The sequence below is a fragment of the Paenibacillus sp. CAA11 genome (assembly GCF_003060825.1).
Taxonomy (GTDB): domain Bacteria; phylum Bacillota; class Bacilli; order Paenibacillales; family Paenibacillaceae; genus Fontibacillus.
Genome location: NZ_CP028922.1, coordinates 3661828 through 3676971, shown reverse-complemented (window position 1 = coordinate 3676971; position 15144 = coordinate 3661828). Strand labels below are relative to the sequence as shown.

Below are 15144 nucleotides of genomic sequence, written 5' to 3'. Positions count from 1 at the left end.
CGACCTAGATTCCGTCAGTTTTTGTTGAAACGTTGTTAAGCTATAGATTCACTGTTAATGTCCGGCCATGCTTTGTATGAATAATGCGGCAATCATGATCATTCCACAGCGAAGTGTTGCCTCAAGGGACAATCCCATCAGTGATTGATAAGACTGCAGGCTTCTGCTTACTCTCATGGCCCCGTACATTCTTCCTAACGGCCATGCACTAAACAAGGCAACGATAGCATATACAGGAAGGACTTTACAGAATATGCAGATGGCCAGACTGAGGTACGCCATGATGAGAAGCAAGGGAGAGAGACGGAACGACTTCTTTTCTCCCCACATGACGACCAGGGTGTGCTTGCCAACCTCTTTATCGGTTTTCCAGTGGAGAAAATGATGATTAAAGAAGGTAAGCGTGGTTAACAGGCCGACAGGCAGGGACAGCAGCAGCAGCCGGGTATCGAAATGGGAGGTCTGGACGTAGTATGATCCCATAACCGGCAGAGGACCGAAGGAGAGCACATGGGCAAACTCGCTGGTTCCTCTTCCCCAATAGCCATAGCGGATCGGAGGAGCTACATAGCAGGAGGCCAGCAAGCCGCCAATTAGTCCCAGCAATAGAACGCCAGGTCCGCTTAAGAAATATAAGATGAGTCCGCATCCTGCAGCAATTCCAAGCATGGACCAAGTCACCGTTACAAAAATGGAGTGCTTCCAGACGCTTCTGGTTAAATAACCGGAATCCGTTGACAGTGCTTCTTCGGATGCCAAGGCAGCCAAGTCTGCACCGCTCCGGTAATCCCAGATATCGTTATACATGGTAGAGAACATATGGGCCGCTGAAGCACCAACTAGTGTTAGCAGAAATCTCCAAGGATGAAATTCATCGTTCCATAAATATGCAGCCAGCGTTCCGAGAACTACACAAATCACCATAATAGGAACAAAGTGCATACGGGAGGCCTGGGTCAATTGTTTGAGCAGATTCATAACATACACCCTTTCGCTAACAGACTACTGATTAAGTACTTACTTGAGTCAGCTATAGAGTTCCCATATATTGGTTCCTGCATTCCGGAGGAAATGTAAGCATTATAAAGTATTGACCTGAACATATTAAGGAATCGTAATAGAGCTTAACGAAATTAATTAACCTAGATATTATGGGATCAAACATGGAACTGAAAAAAAGCCCCTAGGGGCCTTTTACAATAGAATAAATTATTTCCCTCTTTATTGTCGTATTACCGCTTGCGGATGCCCGTTGTCTACCAGTTTTTTGATCATAACGAAACGAAGTGAAGTTTAGGCAAGGCATTTATTATCGGAGTGTTAAGAAAAGTGTTGAAGGTTTTCTCTCCGGGAAGTAAAATGAGTAGTCGGCATGAATATGTAATGGAAAGGTATTGATGTTCACGTGAATAAATCAAATTCTTGGTTTACAAAGCAGCAGCTAATGCGCTTTTCTCCGTTGCTGCTAATGCTGATTTTCCCGGTGCTTGGCGCTCTGTACCAGCTTGTCAACGGACCTGCGGAGCGCGTCTATTCTCTAATGACACCTATAGATGAAGCAATTCCTTTCATTAAGTATTTTGCTCTCCCTTATGGAGTATGGATTTTCTATATTTATGTCTGCATCGTATACTTCTTCTTTAAAGACCGCAAATCTTACTATAAATCATTGCTGATCTACACAGTTTGCGCTATGACATGCTATGGGATTTACTTAGTGTTTCAGACAACAGTTCCTCGTCCAGTGATCATAGGCAATGACGTATTCTCTGATCTGGTCCGCTATATATATAACCGGGACTTACCTTTTAACTGTTTCCCGAGCATACACTGCTTCTCTAGTTACATGGTAATGCGGATGATTCTTACAAGTCCTGCACGAAATCGATTAAATACGACGTTGATTTGCGGCATGTCGTTGCTGATCATCATTTCAACCCTCTTTATGAAGCAGCATGTTATTTTGGATGTCGTCTCAGGGATTGCGTTAGTAGAAGTATACAATTTGCTAATCAAAGCCATTCCGGCTTTGGTCCGTTCCAGAAGAACTGCCAAACAAGCGCGAGGGTTTGGGGCTTAAGCTTTTAGGATTCATGGTGGGAATGGATAGGATTTGGAGAACATGATATGATTTTTTTTAAATCGTCACCTTCGGTAAATCGCATTACCGGGTTGGCGATTTTTTTATTCGTATTTTACATTGAAGAGGGTTGATCTATTTTGCCGGCTAAGATTGAAAAAGAAGATTTACATACGGCTAGTTACAATGAGGCTATAGAGCTGGTTCAACGCTTGCTCGTCCATGCTAAGCCTAGCGCATAAATAAGAAACTTACAAATTATAAGACTCCTATAGATGGGGCGCCTCTACATATAGTCTGCCGAAGCGGTAACTTGGGAATTGTCAAGCTGTTAGTTGAAGCCGGGGCTGACAGTAGTTAATCGATTTCTGAGGTGGGGAAACAGGGGGAAACAAAGAAAATACGAAAAAAGACTTCCAGTTGGAAGTCTCTCGTCTTACGTCCCAGGAGGGATTCGAACCCCCGACCGACGGCTTAGAAGGCCGTTGCTCTATCCAGCTGAGCTACTGGGACATGATATATAATATGTGAAAATTCAAGCAATAAATAATATAGCACATATGTGGCCAGTAAGCAAGCTAAATTTATAAGTGCATATTTTAACTTTTTCAAAGGTCTGTGCTATAATCTACAAATAATTTGAGCAAATGATCGAAGAGAGGAGGTGCTCTTATCAGCGGGTTTCAACATCGGGGCAAAGACAACATCGTCTTATTTCCGAAGACATTGGATTACTATCAAGTGGAGCTGACCCGGATGCTGGAAACTGAACGCTACCAGGAAGCGGTAGATCTGTTGGAATTTCTGCTTCAGTGCCAGGGACAAGATCCACACCATTATGATGAGTGGCGGGCGCTGCTTGAATGGCTTAAGGATGCTTTTCCTGGAGTAAAAGGGTCCGCTGAGGAACGCTCGAACTGGCAGCAGGAGGATGAGGGCGAGGAGGATCTTGCTCGTAGACATGCTGAAGCCAAGCTTGCTGAGGATCAGGGCTATGCGATGAAGATGCTGAACGTAGTGACGAATCAGCCGTTGTCTGAGCATACATTTCTGGCATTAGAGCAGCTCGCACATCTTGAAGCACCCGATATAGACGAAGCGTTGCTCACATGGCTTGCTGGCAGAGAGCACCATCCGCTGCTGCAGTTTCGCGTGCTTCAGACCCTGCGAAGAAGAGGAATTCAAGGTACAGTACAGCTTATGCGCGGTCAGGAACTTGTGACTATAGAGATTGAGACGGTGCCATTAAGGCCCGGAGATTTCCCCGATTCTGTACAGAGTGTTCTCGAACGGGTCGGTCAGGAAGCACAGATTCATGATCCAACTCTATTTTATTTTGCACAGGAATTCTGGTATCAGTTTGTTATGGCGGTGTATGGGACGATGGATTATCACTCCATACAGAGCGAAGAGGACGCTTCACTAGATATTTGGGCGGCTGCTCTTCATCAGACTGTGGCCGAGAGCCTGGCCGATAACCGGAGTGATGAAGAGATTCGAATGGCATACGGAATTACGGATTCTATGCGGCTTAGATTTGAACAAGCCTATCGTTCTATGAAGCAATTTGCATCCAAAGGGATGAGCGTGTAGAATGACAGGCGCTGGAATGTCTTGTCTTCTATCGGAACACTTGTAAAAAGATACATTGTTGAGTATAATATAGTGGTTATTCTGAACGTGAAAATGAATCAGGCGGACTGAAAACGGATAACATCGATTCGTTCTTCATTTCAGTAATGTGATCAATTTTGGAGGGGAAAGCATAAAATGAAAGCAACTTGGGAAAAAATAGAGAAGAACCTCGGCGTTCTCGAGGTTGAAGTCGAAGCGGAACGCGTAACGGCGGCGCTGGATAAAGCTTTTAATAAAGTGGTGAAGAAAGCGAACGTGCCTGGCTTCCGTAAGGGTAAAGTGCCTCGGTCTATTTTCGAAGCTCGTTATGGCGTGGAGAGCCTCTACCAAGACGCCATCGATATTTTGCTTCCTGAAGTGTATACCGAAGCTGTCGAGCAAACCGACATTTTCCCGGTAGACCGTCCTGATGTCGATATCGAGCAATTTGCTAAAGGACAATCTTTCAAATTTAAAGCTAAAGTAACGGTTAAGCCTGAAGTTAAACTTGGAGACTACAAAGGTGTTGAAGTTTCTGTAGCAAGCTCCGAAGTTACAGACGAGGAATTGACTCAAGAGCTTGAGCGTCTGCAACAGCGTCATGCTGAGCTGGTCGTTATCGACGAAGAAGCAGCTCAGAACGGCGACACTGTAGTGATCGACTTTGAGGGTTCCGTTGATGGTGTTCCATTCGAAGGCGGCAAAGCAGAGCGTCATTCCCTGGAGCTTGGCAGCGGACAGTTCATTCCTGGATTTGAAGAACAGCTCGTAGGTCTTGCTACTGGCGACTTTAAAGACGTGACTGTAACCTTCCCAGAGAACTATCATGCGGAAGATCTGGCTGGTAAAGAAGCTGTATTCAAGGTTAAGGTTCATGAAATCAAACGTAAACAGCTTCCTGAACTGGACGACGAATTTGCGAAGGACGTCAGTGAGTTCGACACTCTTGAAGAATATAAAGAAGACTTGAAGAAGCAACTGGCTTCCCGTAAGGAAAAAGAAAACGAAGCCGCTGCTGAATCCGCATTGGTGGACAAGGTCGGCGAAAATGCTGAAGTTGAAATTCCAAGACCGATGATTCTTGGCGAAGTTCAAAACATGGTTCGCGACTTTGACAACCGTCTTCGCACTCAAGGCATGAATCTGGACATGTTCCTCAGCTTCTCTGGACAAACTCTGTCCGAGCTGCAAGAGCAAATGGAAGGTGACGCTGAGAAGCGTGTTCGTAACAACCTGGTATTGGAACAAGTCGCTAAGCAAGAGAATATTACAGTTTCTGAGGACGAAGTTACTGAAGAGCTCAATAATATGGCTGAAATGTACAAACGTACTTCTGAAGAAATTCGCGATATCCTTGCTGCGAACGGATCGCTGGGCAGCATCCGCGAAGAGGTTCAACTTCGCAAGACGATCGAGTTCCTTGTAGCTAACAGCAAGCAAGTTCCTGCTGAAGCTAAAAAAGAAGTTAAGGAAGAAGCTAAAGAGACTAAGAAGCCTGCTAAGAAAACAACCAAGAAGGCTGCTTCTGAAGAGGCTTCTGCAGAGTAATAATCACTATAGGCGCTTGGACAGAAGCGTTGCTTCTGACACCTTGTAAATTTCATATGAAACCTATGAAGGTTAAGGCACGTAGATTCATTGCGTGCCTTAATTTTTCAATAAAAACAAATACAGTAATTACCATATGCGGTGGTGTGCTGTTGGCTGCATATAATAATTGGGATTTCGATACACTGTATCAATTGTGAAAAATGACATGGGGCATTGAACATGTTAAAATAATGATGTAAGCGAATCGTGAGATGCTAAGGAAAAGGGGTCGGTCACATGAGCTTAGTACCTATGGTTGTTGAACAAACGAATCGGGGAGAGCGGTCCTACGATATTTATTCGCGGCTGCTTAAAGACCGGATCATTTTTCTCAGCAGCGCAATTGATGATGAAGTAGCTAATCTGGTCATTGCTCAATTGTTGTTTTTGGATGCCGAAGATCCCGGCAAAGACATCCATCTCTATATAAATTCCCCGGGTGGTTCTGTTACAGCGGGGATGGGTATATATGATACGATGCAATTTGTCAAATCAGACGTGTCTACCATCTGTGTAGGCATGGCCGCAAGCATGGGCTCCCTTCTGTTAACTGCAGGAGCACCCGGCAAGCGGTTTGCGCTTCCGAACAGCGAAGTGATGATTCATCAACCGCTGGGTGGTGTTCAGGGTCAAGCCGCAGATATCAAAATTCATGCGGATTGGATCTTGAAGACCAAAGAGAAATTGAACCAAATTTACGTTGAACGCACGGGTCAATCCCTTGATAAAATACAGCAGGATACGGACCGCGATTATTTCCTCAGCGCGGAAGAAGCTAAGGCTTATGGGATCATCGATCAGGTTATTAATAAGCCCATCATTTCATAAAGGGGTGTTCAGATGTTTAAATTTAATGACGAGAAAGGCCAATTGAAATGTTCTTTCTGCGGCAAGTCACAGGACCAAGTTCGTAAACTGGTTGCAGGTCCTGGCGTTTATATATGTGATGAGTGTATCGAGCTATGCACGGAGATTGTAGAAGAGGAGCTCGGTCACGAAGAAGAGCTGGATCTCAAAGAGATTCCAAAACCTCGTGAAATCCGTGACATCCTGGACCAGTATGTAATCGGTCAGGAACAAGCGAAGAAGTCATTGTCTGTTGCGGTGTATAACCACTACAAACGTGTAAATACAGGCAGCAAAATTGAAGATGTTGAGCTTCAGAAGAGTAACATTCTTCTGCTCGGTCCAACCGGTTCAGGGAAGACGCTGCTGGCTCAAACCATGGCTAAGATCTTGAATGTACCTTTTGCTATTGCAGATGCAACCTCTTTGACCGAAGCGGGTTATGTAGGCGAAGATGTTGAGAACATCTTATTGAAGCTGATTCAAGCAGCAGATTATGATGTAGAGAAGGCTGAACGCGGCATCATCTACATTGACGAAATTGATAAGGTTGCTCGTAAATCCGAGAATCCTTCGATTACCCGTGACGTGTCCGGAGAAGGTGTTCAGCAAGCTCTGCTGAAGATTCTGGAAGGTACGGTAGCATCGGTGCCTCCGCAAGGCGGGCGCAAGCATCCGCATCAAGAATTTATTCAAATTGATACAACCAATATTCTGTTCATTTGCGGCGGTGCCTTTGATGGTCTGGAGCAAATGATCAAACGCCGCGTCGGCAAGAAGGTCATCGGCTTTAATGCGGGTTCCGACGGGCAGAAGGATCTGAAGCCAGGGGAATACCTGCAAATGGTATTGCCGGAAGATCTGCTTAAATTCGGTCTGATTCCTGAGTTTGTAGGTCGTCTGCCGGTTATCTCCACTTTGGAGCCGCTTGATGAGAAGACGCTCGTGCGAATTCTGTCTGAGCCGAAGAATGCGCTTGTGAAGCAATATCAGAAGCTGCTGGAGCTGGATAACGTTAATTTGGAATTTGAGCCGAAAGCACTTGAAGCGATTGCTCGCGAGGCTATTAAGCGGAATACCGGCGCGCGTGGACTCCGTGCTATTATTGAAGGCATTATGCTGGATGTAATGTATGAGGTTCCGTCTCGTGACGATATCACAAGCTGTGTAATTACTGAGAAGGTTGTGGAAGAGAAGATCATTCCAGAACTGCAATCGCAAAAAAGCAAGAAACAAGAAGAGAGCGCCTAAGCAAGTTTGAATGGCTAAGGTGACCAAATAGATGCTGAATCCTCCACCCTCCCAAACGGGGCTTCTTTTTGGAGCCTTTGTTAGAGGGTGGAGCTTTGGCTTTAGGGGAGAGATCTGAAATGACATTTCTGAGACAAGATACGCGGCCTGTCAAAGTCGGGAATCTGACCATTGGCGGCAGCAATGAAGTGATCATACAGAGTATGTGCACGACCAAGACGGCTGACGTAGAAGCGACTGTTGCAGAAATTCTTAGATTGGAAGAGGCTGGCTGCCAAATTGTACGGGTTACGGTTAACAACGAAGAGGCTGCAGCTGCGATCAAGGAGATCAAGAAGCGGATTCATATTCCGCTGGTAGCAGATATTCATTTCAACTATAAGCTTGCCCTGCTGGCCATTGAGAACGGAATTGATAAGGTGCGCATCAATCCGGGGAACATTGGACGACGGGAGAAAGTTGAAGCCGTTGTTAATGCTTGTAAAGAGCGCGGCATTCCTATCCGGATTGGCGTTAATGCAGGCTCTTTGGAGAACCATTTGCTGGAGAAGTACGGCTATCCCACAGCGGACGCCATGGTAGAGAGCGCACTTTTTCATATTGGAATCCTGGAAGAGCTGGACTTCCATGATATTATCGTGTCTCTGAAGGCCTCGGACGTTCCTATGGCTATTGAGGCTTACCGGAAGGCAGCGGAGGTTATTCCTTACCCGCTTCACCTTGGGATTACAGAGGCAGGAACGATCTATTCGGGAACCATTAAGAGCGCTGCGGGAATTGGTGCTTTGCTGTCCATGGGAATCGGTTCTACGCTGAGAATCTCCTTGAGTGCAGATCCTGTAGAGGAAGTTAAGGTTGCAAGAGAGCTGCTTAAGACATTTGGACTGATCTCCAATGCAGCGACATTGATCTCCTGTCCGACTTGCGGACGCCTTGATATCGACCTCTTCTCGCTGGCTAATGAAGTGGAAGATTATATTTCCAATCTTAAGGTTCCTATCAAAGTCTCTGTATTGGGCTGTGCGGTTAACGGACCGGGGGAAGCCAGAGAGGCCGATATCGGGATTGCTGGAGCCCGAGGCGAAGGCTTGCTGTTCCGCTATGGGGAGATGATCCGCAAGGTTCCCGAAGCCGAGCTCCTATCCGAGCTTAAGAAGGAAATTGACCATATTGTAGAGGTGTATGAGAAGACCGGGGAAATTCCGGGCCGTAAGCACGGAGTAGCCTCATCTTAAATAGAACAGCGCAGAAGCTTAACAGCTATTCTGCGCTGTTTTTTAATACTCCATAAGGGGAATCTTCCAAAAAAACAGTGAGCCGGGCGTTTAGCTCAGCCTGAAAAGGCTATACTACCATTTATTAAAGCTAATGGAGTATACGGGAGGTTAGCCAAGTCATGAACTGGAGTATTGTTGTAATGATGGTGCAGTTGTTTTTTGCGGTGATTATAGGAATGTACTTCTTGAACCTGCTGCGGAGCCAGAAAGGAAATCGCAGTGCTGTTGATCGGGAATCCCGCAAAGAGCTGGATAAGCTGCGCAAGCTTCGGGCCGTATCCCTCACTCAGCCGCTGGCTGAACGAACACGGCCGGCAAGCATGAAGGATATCGTGGGCCAGAAGGACGGCTTGCGGGCGCTGAAAGCGGCTCTCTGCAGTGCCAATCCGCAGCATGTCATTATTTACGGGCCTCCGGGTGTTGGCAAAACGGCAGCCGCTCGTGTGGTGATGGAAGAAGCGAAGAAGAACCCAATCTCTCCCTTCAAAGGGGATGCTAAGTTTACGGAAATTGATGCAACAACGGCCCGCTTTGATGAGCGGGGAATCGCAGACCCCTTGATCGGCTCGGTGCATGATCCCATTTACCAAGGTGCGGGGGCTATGGGGGTCGCAGGAATTCCTCAGCCTAAGGCCGGAGCTGTAACGAAGGCGCACGGGGGGATTTTGTTCATTGATGAAATTGGGGAGCTTCATCCGATTCAGATGAACAAGTTACTGAAGGTGCTGGAGGACCGGAAAGTCTTTCTCGACAGTGCTTACTATAATTCCGAGGACAATGGGACACCTGCCTATATCCACGATATTTTTCAAAATGGTCTTCCTGCTGACTTTCGGTTGGTAGGCGCAACAACAAGATCTCCACAAGAGCTTCCGCCAGCGCTTCGCTCACGGTGTATGGAGATTTTCTTTCGTCCGCTGCTGCCGGATGAGATTGCACAAATCTCAGAAGATGCAGTGAAGAGAATCGGCTTCCCGCCATGTCCTGAAGCGATTGAGGTGGTTAAAAAGTTTGCCACCAATGGGCGTGAGGCGGTGAATATGATCCAGTTAGCCGCAGGACTTGCCTTGACGGAGCAGCGCAATGAGCTTCGAGCCTCCGACCTCGAATGGGTGGCTACAAGCAGCCAGCTTACTCCGCGTCCGGACAAAAAAGTAGCGGAAGAGCCGCAGATTGGCATTGTTAACGGGTTGGCCGTGTATGGGCCCAATATGGGCACACTGCTTGAGATCGAGGCGACGGCGGTTCCTGTGCCTAAGGGCAAGACGGGTACCTTTAACATCACAGGTGTAGTGGATGAAGAGGAAATTGGCGGAGGCAGCCGGACGTTACGTCGTAAAAGCATGGCCAAGGGATCGGTGGAAAATGTGCTGACCGTGCTGAAGAGTATTGGGCTTGCGCCTTTCAAGTATGATATTCATATCAACTTTCCTGGGGGGACTCCTATTGATGGTCCTTCAGCCGGATTAGCGATCGCTACAGCGATTGCTTCCGCAATTCGCAAGGTTCCCGTAGATCATCGGATCGCGATGACAGGAGAGCTTGGTATCCACGGAAAGGTCAAGCCGATCGGCGGCGTGGTTGCGAAGGCGGAGGCAGCCTTCCAGGCCGGAGCCAAGACGGTGATTATCCCGAAGGAGAACTGGCAATCCTTATTCGAAGGGTTGGACGGGTTGCGGGTAATCCCCGTGGAGACGATAACCGAGGCCTTTGGAGTTATATTCGGGCCGGAAGAAACACAAGAGCTGGAACACTCGCAAACGGCCGATCTCTTCAATCCTGCCCCAGCTCCCTACCTTCATGCGGAATCACCGCCATCCGGTTCGCTGTAGGAGCACGCGGCTGTTCCCTTTAGCACGCGGCTGCTCTAATGGCAGCCGCTTGTTCGTTGGTGTTTTAAAGGAACATTTGATAAAATAGGAATGATATCACTCCAAATAGGAAAGTGTTGGCGTGATTGTACCTGAGAACCCATGGAGGTGCGAAACGATGGGACATCATAAGTCCAAGAGCCGTCGATTTCCCCTGCTGCCTTTGCGCGGTCTTCTTGTCTATCCCAGTATGGTACTGCATCTGGATGTAGGGCGTGAGAAGTCGGTTAAGGCGCTGGAAAAGGCGATGGTTGACGATAACTTGATTCTCCTATGTTCTCAATCGGAAGTGAACATTGAAGAGCCTACACAGGAAGATATTTTTCGAATTGGTACCGTAGCTAAGGTCCGCCAAATGCTGAAGCTGCCGAATGGAACTATTCGCGTGTTGGTGGAGGGCATGGAACGGGCTGAAATTATGGAGTATCTTGATAATGAAGAATATTACGAGGTGCTTGCGGAAGAGCGGCCCGAGGAGCAGTCCCAGGACCCGGAAATTGACGCACTCATGCGTTCTGTGCTAACGCAATTTGAACACTATATTAACCTGTCCAAGAAGGTAACTCCCGAGACGCTTGCAGCGGTCTCCGATATTGAAGAGCCGGGGCGTCTTGCCGATGTGATTACCAGCCACCTGGCTCTAAAGATCAAAGACAAACAGGAGATTCTGGAGACCATTGATGTCAGAGCGCGTTTGGAGAAGCTGCTTGACATTTTAAATAATGAACGTGAAGTGCTGGAGCTGGAGCGCAAGATCAGCCAGCGCGTGAAGAAGCAGATGGAGAAGACGCAGAAAGAGTATTATCTGCGTGAACAGATGAAGGCCATTCAGAAGGAGCTTGGCGACAAGGAAGGCCGTGCCGGCGAAGTGGAGGAACTTCGTGCCCAGCTGGAAGAGAAGCAGCTTCCAGAGAAGGTCCATGAGAAGGTTGCCAAGGAGATTGACCGTCTGGAGAAGATGCCTGCAAGTTCTGCGGAAGGCGGGGTAATCCGCAACTATGTAGACTGGCTGCTGTCTCTGCCTTGGAGCCATTTGACTGAGGATGATCTTGATCTGGACAGAGCGGAGCAGATTCTTAATGAAGACCACTATGGACTGGATAAGCCAAAAGAGCGGGTGCTAGAATATTTGGCCGTACAGAAGCTGGTGAAGAAGCTGAAGGGGCCTATCCTGTGCCTTGTCGGCCCTCCAGGGGTAGGGAAAACCTCGCTCGCCCGCTCGATTGCGCGTTCTCTGGGGCGGGAATTCGTCAGAATCTCGCTTGGCGGCGTACGTGATGAAGCCGAGATTCGCGGTCATCGGCGCACCTATGTCGGAGCGATGCCTGGCCGTATTATTCAAGGAATGAAGACGGCAGGCTCAGCCAATCCGGTCTTTCTGCTGGATGAAATCGACAAGATGGCCTCGGATTTCCGAGGCGATCCTTCCGCAGCTTTGCTGGAAGTGCTCGATCCCGAACAGAACAATACGTTTAGCGATCATTTTATTGAGATTCCATTCGATCTCTCCAATGTGATGTTCGTTACGACGGCTAACGCGGTGCATAATATCCCAAGGCCGCTGCTTGACCGGATGGAGATGCTTCATATCCCAGGCTATACGGAGCTGGAGAAGCTGCAAATCGCCGAACAATATTTGCTACCAAAGCAAAAGCGCGATCATGGCCTGAACCCTGAGCAGCTTGAGATTGGCCAGGAGGCATTGCTGCGCACGATCCGTGAATACACTCGGGAGTCCGGCGTGCGGAACTTGGAGCAGCAGGTAGCGGCTTTATGCCGCAAGGCAGCGAAGAGGATCGTATCCAGTGAAGAGGAACAGATTGTTATTGGGCCGGATGAAGTCAAGGATTACTTAGGAACGCCCAAGTTCCGCTATGGTATGGCAGAGCTTGAGGATCAAATCGGCACGGTTACGGGCCTTGCCTGGACAGAGGTTGGTGGAGAGACACTCGTCATTGAAGTGACTGTCGTACCAGGGACGGGTAAGCTTACGCTGACCGGCAAGCTTGGAGATGTGATGAAGGAGTCAGCTCAGGCTGCCTTTAGCTACACGCGCTCCAAGGCTGGAGAGCTGGGGATTCCTGCGGATTTTCACGAGAAGAACGACATCCATATTCACATCCCTGAAGGAGCGATACCGAAGGATGGTCCGTCGGCTGGCATTACTATGGCTACGGCATTGATCTCTGCGCTTACGAACCGGCACGTCTCTAAGGATGTAGCGATGACTGGAGAGATTACGCTTCGTGGACGCGTTCTGCCCATTGGTGGCCTCAAGGAGAAGTCGCTCGCCGCTCACCGGGCTGGCTATAAGAAGATATTGCTCCCTAAAGATAACGAGCGGGATCTGAAGGAAATTCCAGACAGCATTAAGCACGATGTAGAATTTGTACCGGTATCTCATATGGATCAGGTACTCAAACATGCACTAGTGGAACAAAGCGGAGTGCATTAGAAGGAGTTAAGCATAATGAAAGTGAACAAGGCCGAATTTATTATTAGCGCGGTCCGGCCTGATCAGTATCCTGTTGACGCCTTGCCGGAGATTGCTCTGGCAGGGCGTTCCAATGTGGGAAAGTCTTCACTGATCAACCGGATGATTGCCCGTAAGAACCTGGCAAGAACAAGCTCGACACCCGGGAAGACTCAGCATTTGAACTATTACCGGATTAATGATGATTTGTATTTTGTAGACGTGCCAGGCTATGGATTTGCCAAAGTATCCAAGTCGCTTCGTCAAGTTTGGGGTAAAATGATCGAGACCTATTTGACCGAGCGCGAGCCGCTAAAGCTGGTGCTTCAGGTGATAGATCTTCGCCATCCTCCAAGCAAGGATGATGAGCTGATGTATGACTGGCTGAAGCATCATAATATTCCTGTATGTGTGGTAGCAACCAAGGCCGATAAGATTCCTAAAAGCCGTTGGCAAAAGCATCTTAAAGTGGTTAAAGAGGGTCTTATGCTGCGGGCAGGAGATGAGCTGGTCATGTTCTCCTCGGAGGAAGGCGTTGGTAAAGATGAGCTATGGGGCGTAATTAGCCGTTATATGGAGGACGAAGGAGAACAGGTTTCGTCTGAATCTTAAGAAATTTTTGAGAATTGCCTTTAAATAGCTAAGGGAACAAGAGAACTTTCAGCAGGAAAGTGAGCATGCAGGTGAATCTGTGGAGCTTAGTCGACCTCAATGCGGTATATTATGAAATTCGATGGAAAATCATGATTTAGCTGCCGAGCAAAGGGTTTAATGGGTAGTGTATAATTATACTAAAGGATAGCTAAAAGAATTGAGGAGATTTTTATGGCTAAGCGGATAGCCACAGAGTATGTAGAAGCCAGTATGCGGTTGTCGGAAGCTCAATTAAATGAGTTTGTTCATCGTGTAAATGATCCACAAGTCCATCAAATGGTCAAGGTTCTGGATGGTGGAGGACAGGTTGTTGTACTGGCCGATGAACAGGGTGAGGAAGTGCAGTTGTCTTTTGACATCAAAGACGGGGCCTATGTGTGTGAATTGTCTTTCCGCTTGCGTTCCCTTAAGCTGACTAATGTAGTCCGGCGCATGTTCTCTGAATGTAAAGGCAGCGGCCGGGTTAACCGTATTTATGAAGGATTTACAATGGTGTATGTTTATGAAGAAGGCCAGGTTATCAGAATTATGGAGGAATCACAGCCTGAGGCCTGCAATTTGATCTACGAACATAAGGATACGATGGGGCAGCTTACGCGGATGTTCAAGCGTAACGGTGTGGAGATGGAGATCCTGGGTATCCATCAATCCATCAATGCTCTGCTCGATTTAAGAATCGCCTCCGTTGAGCCTGAAACGGTCAAATGGATTGACGACGAGCTCCGTCTGAAGACGAAGCGGCTGTTCGCTCTTGAGGCTTAAATAAGAAGTAGTGATCAATAAGGTCTGCCCTTTACAAAGGGGGGGCCTATTTCTTTGACAGTTTTCAAATTTAGGAAGAGCCTATCTTTAAAAATGAGTGAAAAAAGTGTTGCATTTGTCACGAATAGATGTTATTTTTAATCTCGTTGAAAAGAATATAGGAACCAGGATTCACTCAGGACATGGAGATGTTGCGAGAGATTATTCCCTCGGGAAGTGAATGACGTAGGTCCTAGCGGATGAAATTTTTCAAACATTTTATTCCTAGGAAGGGGGAACCGGAAGGTGGAATATTCAACTTTCGGAAGACACGTTGCTGTTGATACTTGGGGAGTCGATTTTGAGGTACTGAACAACGCTGAACTCTTGCAAGCTCATTTGGTGGAAGCTGCCGAATCATGCGGAGCTACGGTATTGTCTGTTCAATCCAAGCAGTTCGAGCCACAAGGGGCTACGGTCCTTGTTATGCTGTCTGAGAGCCATCTCTCGATTCATACTTATCCTGAGAGAGGGTTTGCGGCTATTGATTGCTACACCTGTGGAGAAACAGTTGATCCGCAGCTTGCTATCGATTACCTGGTGTCCGTATTGAAGCCGGAAAGAACTTATGCCAAGAAGTTGATTCGCGGTTTGGGTGAGATGACGGTTGAGTCACCAACTATGACTCAAGCAGAGCTGGTATAAGCGTAATATAATACGAACATTGTTTCTGAAGGATAAACCCGG

Annotated in this window: 13 protein-coding genes and 1 tRNA gene; 12 read left to right on the top strand and 2 right to left on the bottom strand. The window is 47.5% G+C overall.

Annotated features, from left to right (window positions below):
* Window positions 1-54 precede the first annotated feature (54 nt).
* Window positions 55-978, bottom strand: coding sequence for a prenyltransferase (locus DCC85_RS17180; protein ID WP_108466675.1), 924 nt, complete (start codon window positions 976-978; stop codon window positions 55-57).
* A 466-nt stretch (window positions 979-1444) separates the two neighbouring features.
* Between DCC85_RS17180 and DCC85_RS17175 the strand changes: the two genes are divergently transcribed.
* Window positions 1445-2080, top strand: a complete 636-nt coding sequence (locus DCC85_RS17175; protein WP_234414218.1) for a phosphatase PAP2 family protein — start codon at window positions 1445-1447, stop codon at window positions 2078-2080.
* A 238-nt stretch (window positions 2081-2318) separates the two neighbouring features.
* Entirely contained in the window at window positions 2319-2441 is a 123-nt protein-coding gene (locus tag DCC85_RS23740) for a hypothetical protein (RefSeq protein WP_442789548.1), read from the top strand.
* Window positions 2442-2519: 78 nt separating this feature from the next.
* On the opposite strand, the gene DCC85_RS17165 is transcribed toward DCC85_RS23740, so the two are convergent.
* Window positions 2520-2593, bottom strand: a tRNA-Arg gene (locus tag DCC85_RS17165).
* Window positions 2594-2836: 243 nt separating this feature from the next.
* Here DCC85_RS17165 and DCC85_RS17160 point away from each other — a divergent pair.
* The 10 genes from DCC85_RS17160 to speD all read left to right on the top strand — a co-directional run bounded on the left by DCC85_RS17160 (window position 2837) and on the right by speD (window position 15102).
* A complete protein-coding gene (locus tag DCC85_RS17160) occupies window positions 2837-3673 on the top strand; it encodes a hypothetical protein (protein WP_234414482.1) in 837 nt (278 codons plus the stop codon).
* Between the two features lie 177 nt (window positions 3674-3850).
* Complete coding sequence (gene tig, locus DCC85_RS17155) at window positions 3851-5242, top strand: trigger factor (protein WP_108466672.1); 1392 nt, start codon at window positions 3851-3853, stop codon at window positions 5240-5242.
* A 279-nt stretch (window positions 5243-5521) separates the two neighbouring features.
* On the top strand, window positions 5522-6112 hold the full coding sequence (gene clpP / locus DCC85_RS17150) for an ATP-dependent Clp endopeptidase proteolytic subunit ClpP (protein ID WP_108466671.1): 591 nt from the start codon (window positions 5522-5524) through the stop codon (window positions 6110-6112).
* 12 nt (window positions 6113-6124) lie between these two features.
* Window positions 6125-7381, top strand: a complete 1257-nt coding sequence (gene clpX, locus DCC85_RS17145; protein ID WP_108466670.1) for an ATP-dependent protease ATP-binding subunit ClpX — start codon at window positions 6125-6127, stop codon at window positions 7379-7381.
* A gap of 119 nt (window positions 7382-7500) precedes the next feature.
* Window positions 7501-8616: a flavodoxin-dependent (E)-4-hydroxy-3-methylbut-2-enyl-diphosphate synthase gene (gene ispG / locus DCC85_RS17140; RefSeq protein WP_108466669.1), complete on the top strand. Its 1116-nt coding sequence runs from the start codon at window positions 7501-7503 to the stop codon at window positions 8614-8616.
* 161 nt (window positions 8617-8777) lie between these two features.
* Window positions 8778-10490 carry an ATP-dependent protease LonB gene (gene lonB, locus DCC85_RS17135; RefSeq protein WP_108466668.1) on the top strand — a complete coding sequence of 571 codons (1713 nt, stop codon included), beginning with the start codon at window positions 8778-8780 and terminating at the stop codon, window positions 10488-10490.
* A 157-nt stretch (window positions 10491-10647) separates the two neighbouring features.
* Entirely contained in the window at window positions 10648-12984 is a 2337-nt protein-coding gene (gene lon, locus DCC85_RS17130; protein ID WP_108466667.1) for an endopeptidase La, read from the top strand.
* Window positions 12985-12999: 15 nt separating this feature from the next.
* Window positions 13000-13614, top strand: coding sequence for a ribosome biogenesis GTP-binding protein YihA/YsxC (gene yihA / locus DCC85_RS17125; protein WP_108466666.1), 615 nt, complete (start codon window positions 13000-13002; stop codon window positions 13612-13614).
* Between the two features lie 213 nt (window positions 13615-13827).
* Window positions 13828-14418: a non-ribosomal peptide synthetase module gene (locus DCC85_RS17120; RefSeq protein ID WP_108466665.1), complete on the top strand. Its 591-nt coding sequence runs from the start codon at window positions 13828-13830 to the stop codon at window positions 14416-14418.
* Window positions 14419-14703: 285 nt separating this feature from the next.
* Window positions 14704-15102: an adenosylmethionine decarboxylase gene (speD, locus tag DCC85_RS17115; RefSeq protein WP_108466664.1), complete on the top strand. Its 399-nt coding sequence runs from the start codon at window positions 14704-14706 to the stop codon at window positions 15100-15102.
* The last annotated feature ends 42 nt before the right edge of the window (window positions 15103-15144 follow it).

Coding starts and splice junctions, on each gene's coding strand:
- DCC85_RS17180 (WP_108466675.1), bottom strand. CDS start 978: ATGAATCTGCTCAAACAATTGACCCAGGCCTCCCGTATGCACTTTGTT.
- DCC85_RS17175 (WP_234414218.1), top strand. CDS start 1,445: ATGCGCTTTTCTCCGTTGCTGCTAATGCTGATTTTCCCGGTGCTTGGC.
- DCC85_RS17160 (WP_234414482.1), top strand. CDS start 2,837: ATGCTGGAAACTGAACGCTACCAGGAAGCGGTAGATCTGTTGGAATTT.
- tig (WP_108466672.1), top strand. CDS start 3,851: ATGAAAGCAACTTGGGAAAAAATAGAGAAGAACCTCGGCGTTCTCGAG.
- clpP (WP_108466671.1), top strand. CDS start 5,522: ATGAGCTTAGTACCTATGGTTGTTGAACAAACGAATCGGGGAGAGCGG.
- clpX (WP_108466670.1), top strand. CDS start 6,125: ATGTTTAAATTTAATGACGAGAAAGGCCAATTGAAATGTTCTTTCTGC.
- ispG (WP_108466669.1), top strand. CDS start 7,501: ATGACATTTCTGAGACAAGATACGCGGCCTGTCAAAGTCGGGAATCTG.
- lonB (WP_108466668.1), top strand. CDS start 8,778: ATGAACTGGAGTATTGTTGTAATGATGGTGCAGTTGTTTTTTGCGGTG.
- lon (WP_108466667.1), top strand. CDS start 10,648: ATGGGACATCATAAGTCCAAGAGCCGTCGATTTCCCCTGCTGCCTTTG.
- yihA (WP_108466666.1), top strand. CDS start 13,000: ATGAAAGTGAACAAGGCCGAATTTATTATTAGCGCGGTCCGGCCTGAT.
- DCC85_RS17120 (WP_108466665.1), top strand. CDS start 13,828: ATGGCTAAGCGGATAGCCACAGAGTATGTAGAAGCCAGTATGCGGTTG.